Source organism: Draconibacterium sp. IB214405 (assembly GCF_033963885.1).
Taxonomy (GTDB): Bacteria; Bacteroidota; Bacteroidia; order Bacteroidales; family Prolixibacteraceae; genus Draconibacterium.
The window spans coordinates 328,747-347,870 of the sequence record NZ_JAXBMA010000001.1; the positions used below are offsets into that span (position 1 = coordinate 328,747).

The 19,124-nt window shown below is 42.5% G+C and carries 11 protein-coding genes; all 11 read right to left on the bottom strand.

Features of this window, described 5'->3' with window-relative positions; translation table 11 throughout:
• Positions 1-4: 4 nt before the first annotated feature.
• The 11 genes from SLH46_RS01055 to SLH46_RS01105 all read right to left on the bottom strand — a co-directional run bounded on the left by SLH46_RS01055 (position 5) and on the right by SLH46_RS01105 (position 19,011).
• Positions 5-2,242: a cellulase family glycosylhydrolase gene (locus tag SLH46_RS01055; protein WP_320279280.1), complete on the bottom strand. Its 2,238-nt coding sequence runs from the start codon at positions 2,240-2,242 to the stop codon at positions 5-7.
• 129 nt (positions 2,243-2,371) lie between these two features.
• Entirely contained in the window at positions 2,372-3,883 is a 1,512-nt protein-coding gene (locus SLH46_RS01060) for a RagB/SusD family nutrient uptake outer membrane protein (RefSeq protein WP_320279281.1), read from the bottom strand.
• A gap of 19 nt (positions 3,884-3,902) precedes the next feature.
• Complete coding sequence (locus SLH46_RS01065; RefSeq protein ID WP_320279282.1) at positions 3,903-7,259, bottom strand: SusC/RagA family TonB-linked outer membrane protein; 3,357 nt, start codon at positions 7,257-7,259, stop codon at positions 3,903-3,905.
• 98 nt (positions 7,260-7,357) lie between these two features.
• Positions 7,358-8,332, bottom strand: a complete 975-nt coding sequence (locus SLH46_RS01070) for a FecR family protein (RefSeq protein WP_320279283.1) — start codon at positions 8,330-8,332, stop codon at positions 7,358-7,360.
• Positions 8,333-8,408: 76 nt separating this feature from the next.
• A complete protein-coding gene (locus tag SLH46_RS01075) occupies positions 8,409-9,002 on the bottom strand; it encodes an RNA polymerase sigma-70 factor (protein WP_320279284.1) in 594 nt (197 codons plus the stop codon).
• Between the two features lie 155 nt (positions 9,003-9,157).
• Positions 9,158-9,568 carry a DoxX family protein gene (locus tag SLH46_RS01080; RefSeq protein ID WP_320279285.1) on the bottom strand — a complete coding sequence of 137 codons (411 nt, stop codon included), beginning with the start codon at positions 9,566-9,568 and terminating at the stop codon, positions 9,158-9,160.
• Positions 9,569-9,835: 267 nt separating this feature from the next.
• Positions 9,836-11,797 carry a glycoside hydrolase family 127 protein gene (locus tag SLH46_RS01085; RefSeq protein ID WP_320279286.1) on the bottom strand — a complete coding sequence of 654 codons (1,962 nt, stop codon included), beginning with the start codon at positions 11,795-11,797 and terminating at the stop codon, positions 9,836-9,838.
• Positions 11,798-11,808: 11 nt separating this feature from the next.
• Positions 11,809-14,397 (bottom strand): alpha-L-arabinofuranosidase C-terminal domain-containing protein, encoded by a 2,589-nt coding sequence (locus tag SLH46_RS01090; RefSeq protein WP_320279287.1) that lies wholly within the window; start codon positions 14,395-14,397, stop codon positions 11,809-11,811.
• A 26-nt stretch (positions 14,398-14,423) separates the two neighbouring features.
• A complete protein-coding gene (locus SLH46_RS01095) occupies positions 14,424-16,802 on the bottom strand; it encodes a glycoside hydrolase family 127 protein (protein ID WP_320279288.1) in 2,379 nt (792 codons plus the stop codon).
• A 10-nt stretch (positions 16,803-16,812) separates the two neighbouring features.
• Complete coding sequence (locus SLH46_RS01100) at positions 16,813-18,180, bottom strand: glycoside hydrolase family 27 protein (protein WP_320279289.1); 1,368 nt, start codon at positions 18,178-18,180, stop codon at positions 16,813-16,815.
• Between the two features lie 279 nt (positions 18,181-18,459).
• On the bottom strand, positions 18,460-19,011 hold the full coding sequence (locus tag SLH46_RS01105; protein ID WP_320279290.1) for a DUF6144 family protein: 552 nt from the start codon (positions 19,009-19,011) through the stop codon (positions 18,460-18,462).
• Between the last annotated feature and the right edge of the window lie 113 nt (positions 19,012-19,124).

A 19,124-nucleotide genomic window follows, 5' to 3' on the forward strand; every position in this document is an offset into this window, starting at 1 on the left:
TTTTTTATCTGACAATTAGTTTTTCTCTTTTTGAACCAAGACCAATTATATATGTGCCCGAAGACAGAAAAGACAGATTGATTACTCCACTTCCGGAGAGATTTTCAGTATATATTTTTTGCCCTTTCGAATTGTAAATATGAATTGGAATATCGTTGATGTTTTGAAGATTATAATTAAGCAATCGATCATCTCCCAACGGATTTGGAAAAATATCGATCGACTGATTGTATTCAATTACGGATGTTTGAACATCCTTTTTACCCCACGAATAAATTTCCCATCCGTCGATGACATTTCGATTGGCATTTATCGGACTACTTCCACCTTCCATCGACACAAAACCACCTTGTCCCAACAGTGCCATTTTTCCATCTGAAAGGTTTATCCAATAAAACTTTTCCGTTTCGCCAATTTCATCCTTATCACAAGTCATTGAAATGGTGCCGCTATTCGAACTCACATATTTCCCATTGTTTCCGAGCAGTGCAATTTTGCCATCGCCGGCATCAACAACTGTAAAAACCTCGGTTTCGCCAACAGTAAAAGTATTGCAGGTCATCGACGATGTTCCATTCCCAGAACTGATGAAACTGCCATTGTAGGCTTCAAACCACACCATATCTCCCATTCCAATGTAAGAATCGGTTTGCGTGAAGTTTACAATGGTGTCGATCAAATCATCATTTCTCCGGAAATTGGAAGTCGTAAATTTATCCCACTTTGCTTTTATCTCTTCTTCGGTATCAAAGTTCAAATCGGGCGCAGGATTAAAATTACCCAGGTATAATCCCCAGTTTTTTTCGCTGGTATTGTTTTTATAACACCAGTTCGACCACGATCCGCTAAAAGAATTAATCCCCCGCATCCACTTGCTCCAAAGATCGAGATGCGTCCAGAAGTTATACTCGCCGGCCAAAACAGGCACATTCCAATGCATTTGGTGCCACGACATATCGGATAAAGCATACTGGATAAATCCGTTTTGTGAATCCCAGTTGTAAAAATCGGTATTGTAATAGTGTGCCTGGTACAACACGTTTTCCCAGCCTCTGGCAACGGGAGCATCAATCATATCGAAATTATAAAATGCCTGAACCGAAATAATGTGGTCGGGATCGATCTCGCGCACTGCCTGATAAATTTTATCGTACATGGCACTGGTTGAAAACGACGAATTATTACTAACCGGTTCATTCATAAAATCGTAGGCACAAACCGCCGGTTCGCCTTTAAAATGTTCGGCCACGGCTTTCCACAGATCAACAGTCATTTGCTGGTAAGTCTGATTACTCCACAATTCATTAGTTACGGCTTGTCCACTTGTAATATAACCATCCAGTCCGCCGGGCGCACCATGCAAATCGAGCATCACATAAATTTCTCTTTGCGAACACTGCTCAACCACCCAATCGAGTTGGGTAAAGGCAATCTCTTTAATGGTTCCGTCGTTGTTCATCACTTCCATCCAGTAAAATGGCACGCGAACCATATTCATTCCCATTGCTTTTATACTATCCAAATCAGTGCTGGTAATCCACAAATCCTGGTAGTAATCCCAAAGCGAATCGGTTTTTGCCACACCAAAACGATCGTACATCGCGTTCCGAACCGAATAATCGTCATTCATCAAAAGGTACAATTCCGAAATGGTCCAGGTGTTAAGCGTACTAGCCGCTAGCGTGATTTTCAAGTACTGAGCTTCAACAGCGCCAATTTCAATATCAACAACTATACTGGAGGAACCACTTCCCGAAGTAATTTCAGTCCAGCTTGTTCCATCTGAGGAAATTTCGATGCGGTATTGCGATGGCGATTCATTTGCATTGTCGCCACCCACCAGGCTAATTTTATCGAAAACAACTTTCTCTTTAAGATCGAAAGTTAGCGACTGTTCAACCACCGAAGTTTGATTGGTTGATGAGTTCCATCGTGTTGTTTCATCTCCGTCGATGATATAATTCAGATTGTCGCCGGAAACATTGGCAGAAGCCGATATCGTCCATTCCGAGCGATTGATCAATCCGTATCCCAATGGCCCGATCCAGTGTTCCATACTTAGCCACGACCCAAAGTTTGTTCCGCGCAAAGCAACAACATCACCTTCGCCCGACTGATTGCGGATAACGGGCCCCGCGGCTTTTAGAAAATCGGAAGAAGTGAATTGTGCAAAACAGGCCTGATCGAAAATCAATAATTGTCCAACCACCGCAACAATAATTCCTGCTATTAACTTTTTCATTTTTACCATTTTAAAGATGACATACTGCCGAAATTATCAGGAAAAATTTTGAGGGTATAATATAAATAAAGTAAGCAACCATTGTATGCTTTCATACTCCGGTTGCTTACGCTACTTTAGACTTACAAATTAATATCCCGGATTTTGTACCATATCCGGATTCAAACGTAATTCTCTTTCAGGAATTGGGAAAAGCAAACGATCGCTTGTTACGTTATAAGCTTCGTTAATTGGCGAAACACCTTCAGGATAATAATACGCCTGTGGATTTGCTTTGATTTTTGCTCCCTGAGCATTTATTACTTCTACTGCGGTTCCCCAACGTACCAAATCTAACCAGCGTTTATTCTCGAAAGCCAACTCAATTTGTCTTTCTTTCATAATCGCTTCTCTCAATTCCGACTGGCTGCTCAATGACAACTCACTCAGTCCGGTTCTGGCGTGGGCATGAACCATATTCAGGTAAGTCAATGCATCGCCGGTTTCGCCTTGTTCGTTTAATGCCTCTGCTAACATTAGCACCACTTCGGCATAACGATAAACCGGCCAGTCGTTATTTGTATTTGGTGCAATTTGCGCACCGTGTACATATTTTTTCACATAAGGACGATCAACATAACCTTCGCCGGTGTAGAAACCGATTGATGCGTCGAGACGTAAATCACCATCTTCGTATTCTGCTAACAAGTCCGGGGTTGGAGTATTCCAACCGGCATAGTTGTTTGTACTTCCGCTTGGAAATCCTGGAATAACGCCCGGATTGGTTAAAATTGGCAAGAAATTATATGCCCAGTTACTTGCTGCTCCTGCTGTTGGATCGTCGGTAAACTGAACTTCAAAAATCATTTCTGCATTGTTTTTATTACCCGGATTGAAGATTGCTGCATAATCCGATAACAAGGAATAACCGGTAACATTTTTTAAAGCAGCTTCGGCATTCGCCCAGTCTTCCATAACAAGGTATGCATTGCCCAATAAAGTATAGGCGGCACCGTTTGCCACATAACCTGCTGACTGCGCATCTTTAGCCGGTAACAACTCGGCAGCCAGTGCAGCATCAGCAACAATCTGTGCCAACACCTCTGCTCTAGGCGTTCTGTTTTTCAATGTTTCCTCGTAGCTGGTTGCAGGCTCAGTCATTAACGGCACATCGCCGAAATACTGAACCAAATCGAAATGTGCAAAGGCCCTCAGGAACAAAGCTTGTCCTTTATAATTGTTTTTCGAAGCTTCACTGATTTCTGCATCATCAATCTGACTCAAAATCTGGTTAGCCCTTCCGATAATGATGTAGTTGTTATTGTATTTGTTCGATGTTGATCCGCCATTCGAATCGTCAATAAACAAATCAACATATTCTCTGTCGGCATAACCACGGTTCGATACGTTGTAGCTAAATGTGGTATTATCCGATCGCATTTCGCCCATCGCCCAGGCGCCGTAACCTGCCAGTCCGGTGTTATAAAGTGAGCGCACCGGCTGATAAACACCAATAATGGCTTGTGCGTAATCGGATTCAGTTTTGTAGAAATCTCCGGCCGAAACCACTGTTTCCGGCAGGTTCGTTAAAAAGTCGTCGTTACATGAAGTTGCTCCAAGTAAGGCAGCAATTATCAGGTATATTAAATTATATTTTTTCATTGTTTTGATCATTTTAGGATTATAAGTTCAAGTTAAGACCCAAAGTAAATGTTCGAGGAACCGGGTAAGCGGTTTTATCGTTACCGGCATACAAACCACCGGCTGCTGATACCTCGGGGTTATTACCCGGATACTTGGTGAAAACATAAGCTTGCTGAATACTTCCGTAAACGCGTAAGCCTTTTACAATTCCTGAATTTTTAAAAGGTACCTGATACCCTAAAGTGATGTTCTTAATAGCAAAATAACTTGCATCGTATAAGAATTTCGAACTCATCCAGTCGCGCTCGTAACCTGTTGTTCCCGAGATTACTTTACCATAAATGCCATCACCCGGATCTTCCGGCGAACGCCATCTGCGTGAAACTGCCTCAAGCACATTAAATGCACCGTCGAGGTTCGTTGAAAAACGCTCGATGTGGTTGAAGATCTTGTGACCATAAGCTCCCTGACCAACAATTGAAAGATCGAAGTTTTTATAATTGAAAGTGTTAGTAATACCGTAAGTTGCTTTTGGAGCAGAACTTCCGAGAACATATTTATCGCGGTCGTCGTTATTCACCCAGCCGTCGCCATCTTTATCGGCAAATTTTACGGTTCCCACCTGGGCTCCGTCTCTGCCAACTTCGTCAATTTCTTCTTGTGTATAATACAATCCTTCCCATTTTAAGGCATACAACTGACCAATTGGCTGACCCACTTCGGTAATCGTGTTTTCGCCATAAATAGCAGCATTCGAGGTACCCAGTTTCAGCGCCTTATTGCGGTTGAAAGAGATGTTAAAATCAGTACTCCACTTAAACTCGCCGGTTAAGTTTTTGGTGTTGACAGTAAATTCGTGTCCCCAAAATTCCAGCTCGCCAATGTTGGTCGTAAAATTGTAGAAACCTGATGAAATCGGAATATCAACAGTATACAACAGGTTGTCGGTATTTCTGTGGAAGTAATCGTAAATCAGGTAAACGCGGTTATTGAAGAATCCAATATCGAAACCAACATCAAATTCCGAAGTATTTTCCCATCCCAGTTCGGTGTTGTTTAAGCCATCAAGACTTTTTCCACTTACCAAAACATTGTTCATTGGCGAGTTGGTTGCAACCATACTTGCATACTGTGTGTAATTACCAATATTATTGTTACCTGTTACACCATAACTCGCACGTAACTTCAAAAACGACATTTTAGGAACTACGCTCATAAACTCCTCTTCAGAAGCAACCCAGCCTAACGATGCCGAAGGGAAATCTCCCCAACGGTTATCAGACCCGAACTTTGAAGAACCATCGCGACGATAAGCCAACGAAACCAAATAACGCTGTTTGTAGTTGTAGTTTACACGGCTAATCAATGAAAGTAGCGACCAGTCTTGTCTGTCGGTTGTACCGGTAATTGTTTTTGCCACATTCAGCGTTTCGATATTATTATCAGGATAGCTCGATCCATACATCACACCACTTTCGCCGTGTGCACTTTGCGATGAGTAACCGGCCAAAACATCGAAATTATGATCGTCGAAACTCTTTTTGTAGGTCAGGATATTCTCCCATAACCACGAGTAACCAAATGAGTTGGAATGCGAACCTGAAATACGTGAGAAATCAGTCGCGTTACCAGGATTGAAAATACCACCGGCAGTAGAAGGAGTGAACGAATCGGCAACATTACTTCCCAAATCAACACCTACTGAAGATTTGTATTTTAAACCTTTCCACAGATCGATTTCAACAAAAGCATTGGCGAGAACACCAATATTTTTAGCTGTATTTTTTACTACCTGAACCTGGTTGTACCAGTTTGGCCCGGGCATTGAGCCATAATCGTTTCCCCACTCTCCTGCATTGATCGGAATTGTTCCGTCTTCGTTAATATAAGGCGCCAATGGAGAAGTTAACAATGCTCCCTGCAGAATACCTCCTGTTTCGTACCAAACACCATCGCTGGAAGGAGTTTTGTTGTGCGTAACAGTATTCGAAAGGTTTACACCCACTTTAATGCGGTCGTTAAACTGGTATTCAGAATTGGCACGCAGCGAGAAACGGTTGAATTTTGAGTTCAACAAAACACCTTCCTGGCTGAAAAATCCACCAACAACCGATGATTTGAATTTATCTTTACTTGCGCTGTATTGAATTGAGTAGTTCTGAATTAACGCCGTTCTGGTTATTGCATCTAACCAATCGGTGCCTTCTCCGTATTGTTCCGGATTCTGGAACATCTCAGGAACTCCCCAACCATTTTCCTCATTAATTTCTTTCTTAAACTGGGCAAATTCTCTTGCATTCATCATTTCCGGCAACAGGTATTCCGGAATTTGCTGAAGTCCCTGGTAAACATTTACATCTACTTTCGACTCGCCAAACTTTGCCTGCTTTGTGGTAATCATTACCACACCGTTTGCAGCTCTCGATCCGTAAAGTGCAGTAGAAGATGCATCTTTCAAAACCGAAATACTTTCAATTTCATCCGGGTTAATATTTGAGATATCGCCGGTAATTGGGAAACCATCTACCACATAAAGGGGATCGCTACCTGCTGAGATAGAAGCCTGTCCACGAATACGGATCGACATTCCCTGTCCCGGAATACCCGATGTTTGATTGATTTGAACACCGGCCAGTTTACCTTGCAGTTTTTGCGAAAGCTGTGCTGTTGGGATATCGGCAATTTCGTCGGTGCTTAAATTCTGAACAGCACCGGTAATATTTCTCTTTGATTGTGATCCGTAACCAATGGCAATAACTTCGTCAATACCAATGTTTTCTTCGGTCATGGTAACATCAAAAACCGTTTTATCGCCAACTTCAAGTTCAACAGTGCGCATTCCCACAAACGAAATTTGCAGGACTGTTCCCTGATCAACACCTGTCAACGAAAAGTTTCCGTCAATATCAGTTACAGTTCCGTTTGTAGTTCCTTTTACAATTACCGTTACTCCCGGAAGTGGCAGTCCGGCCTCATCTTTCACCGATCCGCGCACGCCATTTTGCTGAGCACCCGATTGCGCCGGTTCTTCTTTTAGCTCAACCAATATCATATTACTTTGCAGCTCTTTAAAAGAGTATGGTAAATCCACGAAAGCCGATTTAAGAATATCACCAATCACTTCGTCTTCGGCATGCAAAGTAACGCGCTGATTTACATCAACTTCATCATTACTATAAAAGAAACGGTATTCGCTGTTTTTCTCGATGTGTGTAAACAGCTCGAGCAGAGTCGTGTTTTGTACATTAACATCCATTTTTGTGGTTTGAGACCACAAGCTGGCATTGGTTTGTAAGGTAAAGACCAGAACAAGAAACCACGTTAATTTCATAATTCGTACATACTTTTTCACTTTGTGCCCATGGCAGGGCCAAAGAATTCGTTTTAAATTCATAAATTTGATTGTCTTAAAGTTAAACTTAGGTTTAATTTTTACTAAGGGGAGGTGCGGGAACACTTCCTCTTTTTTTTAAACCAATCCTATTCTCTCTTTTAGTTCTTAGTGTAAAAAGTTATTTCATTGTTGTTTATTTTATATCCAACCCGTTCCGAAATACTGAAATATGCCAAAGCCTCCAGAATACTTTCTCTCTCCAGAATTCCGGTAAAACGTCTGGCCTTTACTTCATTGTCACTGAATTCGATATCAACATCAAACCAGCGTTCCAGCTTCAACTCCAAATCTCCCAACGATTCATTTCTGAACACCAATCTTCCTTCTTTCCATTCGGTTTCCGGATCAACATCTTTTAAGTTTTGAAGTGTCATCTTATTGGTTTCCTTGTCGAAAACAATTTTCTGATTTGGCTTCATTATCGCTTGCTGCGAGGCGCTCTTAATCTGCACACTTCCTTCCACCAGAGTGGTTGCAATGGTATTTTCTTCGGGATATGCTTTTAAATTGAATTCGGTACCCAACACTTCCACAGTAACAGCGCCGGCTTCAACCCGAAACGGAATCTTCTTGTTTTTCTCCACTTCAAAATAAGCTTCGCCTTTAATTGCCACTTCGCGGTAATCCTGCTGAAAATTATTGTTGAAACGCAGCTCACTTCCTGAATTCAGGTAAACCAATGAGCCATCGGGCAGCGTAACCGTTGATTTGTCGCCCAAAGCACAAGTTATAGTTGTGAATGTTGGTTCGCTAAGGTTTTGCTGTTTACCGAGGAAATAAATAAATGGCAGAGAAATAAGCAGCACGGCAATAGCCGCGTATTTTAAAACTTCACCTATTCTGAAATTCTTTTTCTGCTCTTGATGGATTTCATCCTTGAATTTTAGGATGGCTTTTTCGGTGTTGTATTCGTTTTGACCTCCGGTTGCTAACCAGATTTCCTGCAAATCAACATACATTTCCCGATTTTCATCAGACTCATTAATCCAATGTTGAACCGAAGCTTTTTCATTAGTGGTTGCCTCTCCACTAAACAGACGAATAATCAGATTATGTATGTTTTCTTCCAACATAAATTTTGTGTTTCTATTGCCATGATGCATTGAGGAGAAAAAACCCTGTATGGAAGATAAACTTTTTTGAAAAAAATTATTTAAGAAGCATAAAAAGAAGAAAAGCCGGAAGGTAATCCTGTAAGTTTTTCCGTAACGAAATAACCGCTTTTGAGAGGTGCATTTCAACTGTTTTTACAGCCAGTCCCATCTCATCTGCAATTTCTTTGTTCTTTTTGCCCTCAAATCTTTTTAGCCGAAAAACCATTTGTTGCTGGGGCGGTAAAAGATTAACAGCTTCTTCAATTCTTGAGTTCAGTTCTTTTATCAAAAGGCTATTTTCGGTGACACTTTCCGCCACTTCTTTAAAGCCAATATTTTCATTATCGGTGCCCGAAAAATAATCTTCTAACTTTTCTTCTTTCTTTAGTTTTCGCAAATGATTCAGCGAATTATTTGCTACCGCCTGAAACAAATATGATTTTACCGAGCCGGTAATTTCCAGCTTTTTGCGGTTCTCCCAAATCTTAAAAAAGGTCTCCGAAACGATGTCTTCCGCAATGTCTTTTCTACCCACATATCTTCTGGAGTAAGCGCACAAACCAACATAATACTCTTCAAAAAGTGAAATATAAGTTCCCTCGTCCCCCGACTTCAGCTTCTTCAGTAGGTATTTTGGTTTATCCTCCATAAGTTCTTTCAACAAAGAAAATATAAACTTATGAAATACAAACTGATTCTTTCTACATTCAGTTTAAATTTGCGAAAAGTCAATCTATTTAAAAGAAGTACCAATCACACCTCTTACAAATGAAATAAACAGCTAATTATATCGATTCTGTTCTTCTATTTCTTGCTGATCAAGCGGTCAACCGAAAATTTCCCGCTACCCGAAAGCAACAAAACAACATAACCTACCAGGTACAGCAAAGCGAGTTCTTTACGACCAAACGGATCGGCTCCATGTGCAATAAAGGCAGCAACGGCCATGGTAACGATTGATGGAATTACAGCCAGGCGAGTTCCTAATCCAAGTACAATAAGAATGGAACAAACAACCTCGGCAAAAACAGCCAGAACCAACGAAACTTCAGGTCCTAAACCAAGCGGATCTCCAAATCTCATTTCGCCGGCTAAAAGGCGCTGCAACTTTGGAATTCCGTGGGTAAGCATAAATCCTCCCGTTGCCAAACGCAGCAGCAACAGCGATATGTGAACACTTGTATTGTTCAATTTTGTTTGAAATAACTTTTTCATAGCGTATATATTTTTTACCCCAAACAACTGCAAACTAAAATTGTTGGCACAACTAATAAGAAAGCCCGTTAATAGTAAGTTAACGGGCTTTCTCTATATATCTACTCTTTATAATTCTGTTTTAACAGAGTATCTTTCAAATATGCTTTTTAGGAATTTTACCCCATCCCTGAAGGGTGAAATCCTAAAAAGCAATCTGGTTCCCTTCAGGGTTCAGGGTAAAACAGATTGATTTTATCAATAATTTATTGAATCTGTAAAACAGAATTAATCAATTTTCGAAAGCCAAACATCCATTTTATTGGCCCCACGATTATTCCAAACGTAATACGGAATAGCGGTAAATGTTTCTGCTTTTGTTTTGCCCGAAGCTGTTATAACCTCAACTCCTGCCAGCAAATCAGCATCATAATTGCTTTCAAATTGTGTTGCTTCAGATACCTTGATTGATTCAATTTCAGGATTATCCTTTTCTTCCACACAATACACAATCGGGCCTCTTTCAATAGCAACTTTTCCTTTGTCGGCTTCTACAAGCTCGCTGGCTTTTACCGTGCGCACCGGCATTGGCAGACTCAATTCCACATCATCGCCGCTGTTCCACTCGCGGTCTAACACAGCGTAGCCTTGTTCTGTTTCGTAGCTTACACTTTCGCCGTTAACCAATATTTCGGGTTTTTGGGCCGCAACATTTTCGTATCGGTATAAATCTCCCGGCAAAGGTTGGTTCTGTGCCCATCCCGGAATACGAACACGCACAGCAAACTGCGACGCTGTTTCAAGGGATACCGAGATCTTCACCTTTCCATCCCACGGATACTTTGTCTCCTGATTTATTTTTACTTCCGAACCAGCCATTTTTACTGAAGTACTGCTTTGAACAAACAGATTCACATAGATATCATTGTCTTTTTGGGCATAAATATACCCGGGAACCGATGGCATAAAACGACACATATTTGACGGACAGCATGAGCAATCGAACCAAGGCTCGCGGGTGAGACTGCCACCACTATTAAAATGATAGTGCATATCGCACGACAGCGGATTTGGATAGAAGAAATTCGTTCCATCAAGAGCCACTCCCGAAATTACACCGTTGTACAAACTTCGCTCGAGTACATCGATGTATTTTGAATCGCCATGCAGCAAAAACATGCGGTAATTCCAGTACACATTGGCAATGGCGGCACAGGTTTCGTTATACGCTGTAAGGTTTGGCAACTCGTAGTTTTCGCCAAAAGCTTCACCATCGTGTTTCGAACCGATTCCTCCGGTGATATAGATCTTTTTATTCACCACATTGTCCCAAAGTTTGTCAACAGCATTTTCATAAGCCGCATCTTTGTATAGGGCGGCAATATCCGTCATTCCGGCGTACATATAAGCTGCACGAACCGCGTGACCAACAGCTTCGTCCTGTTCAACAACCGGCACGTGATCTTGATTATAAGCCCCATAAAGCTCACGCTTGGTGCTGTCTCCCCTGAAATCCAGAAAATGTTTGGCCAAATCGAGGTATTCCTTTTTATCGGTTATCTGGTACAGTTTGATCAGGCCGGTTTCAATAATCTGGTGCCCCGGCACCTGCGGATTTTTATCGGCTCCAAAAACAGAAACCAGTAAATCCGCATTTTTTGTGGCAATATCCAGGAAGTTTGTTTTTCCGGTAGCATGATAGTGTGCTGCGGCAGCTTCGTACATATGACCGGCGTTGTACAATTCATGACTCCAGGCCAAGCCTTCCCAGCGCTCTCCCGGAGGACACCATTCGGCGGGTGAATGTGTTGGATCGATGGTTTTCCAGGTAGTCAGGTAACCATCTTCTTCCTGCCCGATGCTGATAATTTCAATCAACGAATCAACATATGCATCCAGTTTCGGATCAGGAATGGTTGTCATCGAATAAGCTGCTCCTTCAATAATTTTATAAACATCGGTATCGTCGAAAGGCATATCTCCACGTACGGTGCCTTCCATTTTGCCACCGGCAATCAGGAAATTTTCGAGGCGACCGGTCTCTTCACATTTCTGAAAAGACGCCGGTATCGTTGCTTTACGATTGGTTTCAATCTTTGGCAACCAAAAAATATCGTTTACCTGAACATCGCTAAACGACACCCCATTTATGGGGTATTCCGCATGCTCCGATTTTGTTTCTTTCGGCTGACTTGAACAGCTCACTATAAAGAATAAAGAGATAATCGCAACAGGAAAGGTGAGTCTCATTGGTTTCTATTTTATTGGTTTTTAATTCGGATCACTGAAAAAGAATAAGCCGGCAGCGAATAATCAAATTTCTCAGAAACGCTTATTTTACTCTCAACAGGTTTTGCAGTTTTAGAATCCGGTTTGCCTTTTAATACCGACAATTCTGCTTCTGAATCTGAGATTTCAAAGCCTGAAAGATCGATAGCAGCATCAACTTCTGCAGGAAGCAGGTTAACCAACTTTACGATAAGATCGTTGGTTTCACTGTCTTTCACCACCGAAATGGCCACTCGTTTTTTAACGGCTTCGCGGTTATCTGAAAGTTTGATCTCGGAAGGAATATATGAATCGCCGGCGTTGTTTCCGTATAGTTTCTGCACATAATATCCCACGGTTGGATGTACTTCCTCGTTGTTAAAATAGATCAGATCAGGATTCCACTGTGTAAATCCTTCTTTGGCCAGCAGTGGCGCGTACGAAGTCATGGTAACCACATCGGCATTTCGTTCAACAGCGGTTAAATAGAGGGCTTCTGAAAGTGCCGTTTCAATATTGTTCGGGCGACCCGGTAAATGTGCTGCATATTCTCCGAGGTAAACTTTCGATTTGCTCCGGTCGTAACGATCGTAATAATCCTGGTTGTGGATAAACCAACCCGGCGGCTGGTAGTAGTGCTCGTCAACCATGGGAACTTCGAGTTTTGTAGCCAGCTCCCAACCTTCAACATAGTCGGTTCCGGTGTAAAACGGCCCAACTGTTCCGATCACCGTAATTTCAGGATATTTCTCGCGAACAGCTTTGTAGATCATGGTAAAACGCTCTTCGAAAACATCTGTGATCAGGTCTTCATTTCCAATACCAATGTATTTCAGATTGAACGGTTCCGGGTGTCCGGCTTCGGCACGTACTTTTCCCCATTTGGTAGTCGCATCGCCGTTTGCCCATTCAATCAGATCGAGCACTTCCTGCACATAAGCATCCATGTCGCACATCGGGATTCCACCTTGTTGTCCGTGACCGCCACATGACGAATTCTGACAAGGAACCCCAGCTGCTAATACAGGCACAGGTTCTGCATCAATATCCTCGCAAAACTGAAAATACTCGAAATATCCCAATCCTGCAGATTGGTGGTAATTCCAGATGTTTCGCTGATGGACACGCGCTTCAAGCGGCCCGACAGTATTATTCCAGTGATAGATATTTTCCAGACCGTCGCCATGCGCCACACAACCTCCGGGGAAACGCACAAATCGTGGTTTCATATCGGCAATTGTCTGCGCCAAATCGGCACGCAAACCATTTTTGCGGTTTCGAAAAGTGTTTTCGGGGAAGAGAGAAATCATGTCTAAAGCCACTTTCCCTGCATCTTGAGGGATGACCTGCAATTTCGCTTTTGCGACAGTTTTAGTTGCTGTCAGTTGTGCTTCCAGCTTTTTCCAATCGCCGGCAAATGATTTTGTTTTCACCTCCGTCAGCACTTCGCCATTTTCATCAACCAGCGCCACATGTAAGTTAATTTTTGCTTCATCCAACACTTTTGCAAAAACAGAAAAATTGTATTTCTCACCTTGTTTAACAGATATTCCATTAAAGCCATCATTCACCAATGCAACTCCGGACTTTTCAATATCGAGCACTGCAAAATGTTTATTGTTAATGTGGATTGGAGAAACCGAATCAATGGAAAAACTTGCTCCATCGCCCGATAAACTCCATGCTTTTTTGGCGTTCCACGTTGGATCGCTTCCTTTTCTGTCGGAAAGCTGGTATTCAAATCCACGGTTCTGAACCAGTTCGGCATACAAGCCACCATCGGCAGCGTAGTTAATGTCTTCGAAAAATATCCCAATCAGCAAATCGCTGATGGCCTTGCTTTTTTCAAGAAGAACCGAGATTTCTGCTTCCACAGTGTTCAGATTCTTAAACCGCTCCGCATCCAACGAAGTATTGTCTGCCCGTTGTTGCTCGTGAAAACGGCTCCATTCATTCCATTTAATCAAGGCATCGATTTCATTCCACGATAATTTGTTGATCATTCCGGTTTGCTCTATACCATCAATACGAACGGTTTCGCGCAAATTCAACCGATCAGCCTCACCGCCTTCTTCGGTTTCCGAATAGGTTTTAAAATCGTTTGTGGTCGTCTTAAAGATCTTTTCTACTCCGTTGATTTCGTTGATCCAGGTAATCGTATAAACTTTGGTTTGCTCGTCAAAACGAACTTCAATGTTGTTAACATTTCCTTCTTCAACTACTTCCGGGTACGACTGGCGTTTCCAGTTATATAAATCAGTTGAAGCGGCGTGTGCAAACTGTTGGATGTCGACATTCAGTGTCCACAGGCAATGCCACAAGCCATCGTTATCCTGGATCAAAAACGGATCGAACATTTTCTTTTGCCCGCCCCAGGTTCCAAAATCGCTTGCCAGAAACCGGAATTCCGGGCCAATTGCATGCCAGTTTTCACGGTCGACACTCCAGGCAAAATTCAGGCCGGCGGTGTTGTTGTTTTTTCCGCAGGTATACGAAAATACATAGGCCGAATCAGGCTCGTTGGCGCGCAACGATACAGTTGCCAGAAACAGCAAAAAAAAGGTTATAATGTTGGTTTTCATAGTTAAGGTTTTTGATAAATTGATGGTTATGGAATTTCGTTTTTCGTTAACAACCGCACTTCAATAAGCTGCATGGTAAAGTGGTTATTTAAACCTGAAACTTTTAAGATCAATTCCTGCTTGCCGGTTTCGCTCTCCGGAATCGCTATCACTTTTTCCTGGTAATTGTTTCCACCCTCGCCATTTAATTCTATTGTTCCGGCGGGTGTTTCGTTCACCAAAATTTCTGCCGAACGTGCCACCTCTTTATCAAAATACTTCAGGTATAAAAAGCGACCTTTTGTGTCGGTATTTTTTAAGTTATAACTAAACCAGCGGCGTGCTTCCCTGAAATGTGAATCGTTCCAGTAACCTGTCCACGAATCATCAAATTTTATAAAATGATCCGATTCCGGTTGCTGCTCGCCACACCCCACTTTATCTACAGTAATTTCGTCCAAGGCAATGCGGGCTTTTTCAGCTTCTTCAACAGCACTGATCATATCGCTTAATTCGTCCTCGGTTGCACACGGCCAGTAGATGTTGTAGCGCGAATCGTGCACGCGGTAAAACGGCAACAATTCCAATCCTGTTTCATATGTTTCGGGATACAAACCATTCAGTTTAAAAACCAGCTTGTCCCCTGCTTCTTTCGCCAGCGTCGTCGGCAAATCATCAACCGATGCTACAATTACGGGACGATCTTTTAATGGAATCATTGTACCTTGTGCGACGTGTCCCATTCTGCTTGCATCTGCGTATAAACCATCCATATCTTCGGTGCCGGTTTTTGCAGCCAAAACAATCGGACCGTATTCAAAAGAGTAGTTATTACTGCCGTCTTCCATTTGCTCCAGCGTAATTTTCATTGGTAAAACCAACTCCACTTTATCGCCCTTTTGCCATTTTCTGTTGAGAATAGCATAGCCATTTTCAGCAACGATGTAGTTCGTTTCACTTCCGTTTACCAACACTTTCAACGCACCTTCTTCCACCCACGACGGGTAGCGCAAACGCAATTCGAATTTAGTGGCTTCTTTTGGATTGATGGTCAGGAAAACTTTGTCATTATCCGGAAATTGCGTTTCCATAACCACTTCGGTTTCTTTCGCCTTCCAGTTTAGAACCGACGGGATAAAGAGGTTTACAAACAAAGCCTCATCGGTGTGGGCATAAATCATCTCGCCATATTTTCCGTGGTTTTCGATACCGGAACCTACACAACACCAAAAGCTGGTTTCGGGCTGCGAGTACACACGGTAATGATTCGGGCGCATGGGCGTAAAATAAACCAGCCCGCCGTTATCGGGATTGATCGATGCCAAAATATGGTTGTACAATGCTTTTTCGTAGTAGTCCATAAAACGGCTGTCGTTGCCATTGTCCTTGTACAACATTTTGGTCAACTTCAGCATGTTATAAGTATTGCATGTTTCGGGGCCTTCCACGTAATTCATCATTCCCGAAAAATCGTCTCTCGGGTGGAAGTGCTCACGAACACTGTTTCCGCCGATACACACGCTGCGTTCGCTCACTACGTCTTCCCAGAAAAACAGCGACGCATCAGCCCAGCTGGCATCGCCACCCAATTCGGCAACACGCTGGTAACCGATTACTTTTGGAATTTGTGTGTTGGCATGTTTACCATCCAGATCATCGCGATGCTCAATTAAAGGATCGAGAATTACATGATGTGAGAACTTTTTGGCCAATTCAAGGTATTTCTCCTCGCCGGTAATTTCGGCTACATCAGCAAAAGTCTCGTTCAAACCACCGTATTCGCTGTTCAGCATGGTCTGAATCTGCTCATCGCTTAATGCTGCTACCACATCCAGCATCCAATCCGTCATATCGACCAGCATCTGTTTTGCTGTTTCGCTGTGGGCATACAACCACGCATCGCGCAATCCGGCGTAGGTTTTATGAATATTATACAGCGGTACCCATTTTTCGTTCAGACTAAATGCTCCGGCCCTGATATCGCCACTCTTAACCTCGTCCCACATTGTTTGTCCACCGGGAACACCACCAATGTAGCCGTTTCCGTTGGCATCCTGGCAACGTTTTAGTTCTGAGATCATATAGTCCAATCGCTGTTTAATCTCCTTATCGCCGGTAGCTGCGTACATCAACGACAAACCTGTTAGGTAGTGTCCGCCGATGTGCCCGTCCAAACCGGTATTTTCCCAGTTCGGATAACTTTCAGCTTTGGTTTCGAGGCCGGCTTCGCGTAAAAACGGGGCCAGCAAACGATCAGGTTCGAGCGTTAACAGATATTGTTTATCCAGCTCCTGCGCGTTTTTAAATTCGCTATCGAGCAGTTTTACATCGCCGAGATTAAAATACTCAACCGGCGAATTATCAACTTCTTTAACACATGAATTCAGGGCAAAAAATAACAATACGAATAACGCTGTATACTTCATTTTAAATAGATTACTGTTGTAGTTTCAACAAGATACTTTCGTGTGCCGAAAGATTTTTATCAATGGAACCGGAGAATTTTCCAAGGTCTTCTCCCGTCCACATATTTACTGCAGAACATTCGCCATCGATACCTAGGGCTGAAAGTTCAACACCTACATTTAACGGCTCTTCGCCATCAGAAAGATTGAAAAATGCCAGGTAAACTTCGCCGGTATTTGGATTTTTTGAGGTGATACCCACTTTCGTTTCATCCTGGAAAAGTTGTTTCACATCGGCGCTTTCGCGGTGCATTTTCAGCACATCTTCGTTGGTTAACAACGACAGGGTGAACTCATCGTTACTTGGCAGGTCGCCGCCAAACATCAATGGCGATTTAAAAATGGTAAATAAAGTCATGAATGAATATTGCTCATTCGGAGTTAAACGTGTCATACGATCTTCGCCACGTTCGCCACGAATCGAAATACGACCCAGTGGAATCATATCGCAATCAGGCCAGGTACCGGCTGCAATGTGTGGATACCATCCTTCAGTCACTTTTATCAGGTGATCGAAATGCCACCACGAATCCCAAACATCGTCGACCATACGCCACATGTTGGCATGTTCTTTTACATGGTCGGCAGCTGAAATTGGTGTAGCACCCGGCGATGTACTTAAAACGATCGGGCGGCCACAATTGTCGATAGCGTTTCTGATCAGTTCAATTTCTCCCTGGTGGTATGGGCGCGACAAGTCGTCGATTTTGATAAAATCAACTCCCCAGTCGGCATACATATTCATAATCGAGTTGTAATACTCCTGCGCGCCTGGTTTATCGGCAACAATGGTGTAATTATCGCGTAACCAAGGGCATTGCAATTCTGTAGAATAAATCTGATCGGCAGTGATTCCGTCGGTTCCTAAAATCGGTAATTTATTTTCAACTGCAACTTTTGGAATACCGCGCATAATGTGGATACCAAATTTTAATCCTTTGCCGTGCACGTATTCCGCCAGATCCTTAAAACCCTTTCCATCGGCAGCCGACGGGAAACGGTTAACTGCAGGTTGGTAACGTCCGTATTCGTCGATTACATAAATCGGATCGGTTTGGTTGTAACCACCGGCTTTGTCGTTCTCAACAAACCAACGGATGTCAACCACAATGTATTCCCAACCGTAATCCTTCATATTCTCGGCCATGTAGTCGGCATTGGCTTTTACCTCGTGTTCCTCAACGGTTGGCCCGTAGCAGTCCCAACTGTTCCACCCCATTGGTGGCGTTTCGGCCCAGGTTTTAAACTCGCCTTTGGCAAACGGCTCAACTTGTTTCTGATTGTTACATGCAAAAAGTGCAAAGAAAATTGCAATAGATAGTAGTTTTAAGTTCTTCATATTTTTATTGAATTTATTTACAAAACATTCGCTTGACGCATGGTAACACCGATTAGAAATAAAATTGAGCCTTTGCGTCATGCATTCCCAAAGCCTCTTTGATTTTACTATCGGCATTTGCCATTGTAATCTCATCGTTTCGCTTAAAACTCACTCTGAGAAACAATTGGCATAACAAAAGTAAAACAAACTCTTATTTTCAGCGGGCACTTTTAGGTCAAATTATGTGGACAAATCGGTAAAAACTTGTACATATTCGTTAAAGGCAACCGGCGTTGACTAGATCTGCACTTTATAAATGCAGGTATTATTTCCGCGATGTATCGATGATATTACCTCTGCTTTTACCTCATGCCCGGTAACAAATGAAAACATGCGCTCGGCAAAACCTTCGGAACAATAGCACAAAATCGATGAGTCCACTCCTTTTTCCTGATTTACCATCGGACAAACACAATAGTCCTTATTTTCGTTGGCCAACAGCACTCCGCTCTCTTTATCAAAATCAATCTTCCAGCCCCACTCGTTCTCCAGAAATGTATTGAATTTATCAAGGTCGCCCCGGAAGGATTTTAGTATTTTTTCCATTTCTAAATGCTGAAAATGTACCTGGGCACAATTTTTCAAAATCTGTTGCGAAACTTTGGTGTTATCGTCGATGCTTTTTAAAAGTACTGAAATCCACTGTTGCATCAGTAATTTTTCAGGATTGGCGGATTCTTCTGCCCTACCAGTATTTGCAACAGATAAAAAGCCACAAAAACAGGTTCCTGATATACACGTCTTTTTTATAAAGTTTCGGCGGCTGTTGTTCTTTTTTAAGTTTTTCATTTTAGCTAAGGTTGTAGTTTTGCTGTTCAATTCATCCACTGAAAACAAACACTGAACAGCTTATCTCAAAATTAGAACAAACTCCTGCCCTTTCTGAATGATTGACTAAGTAT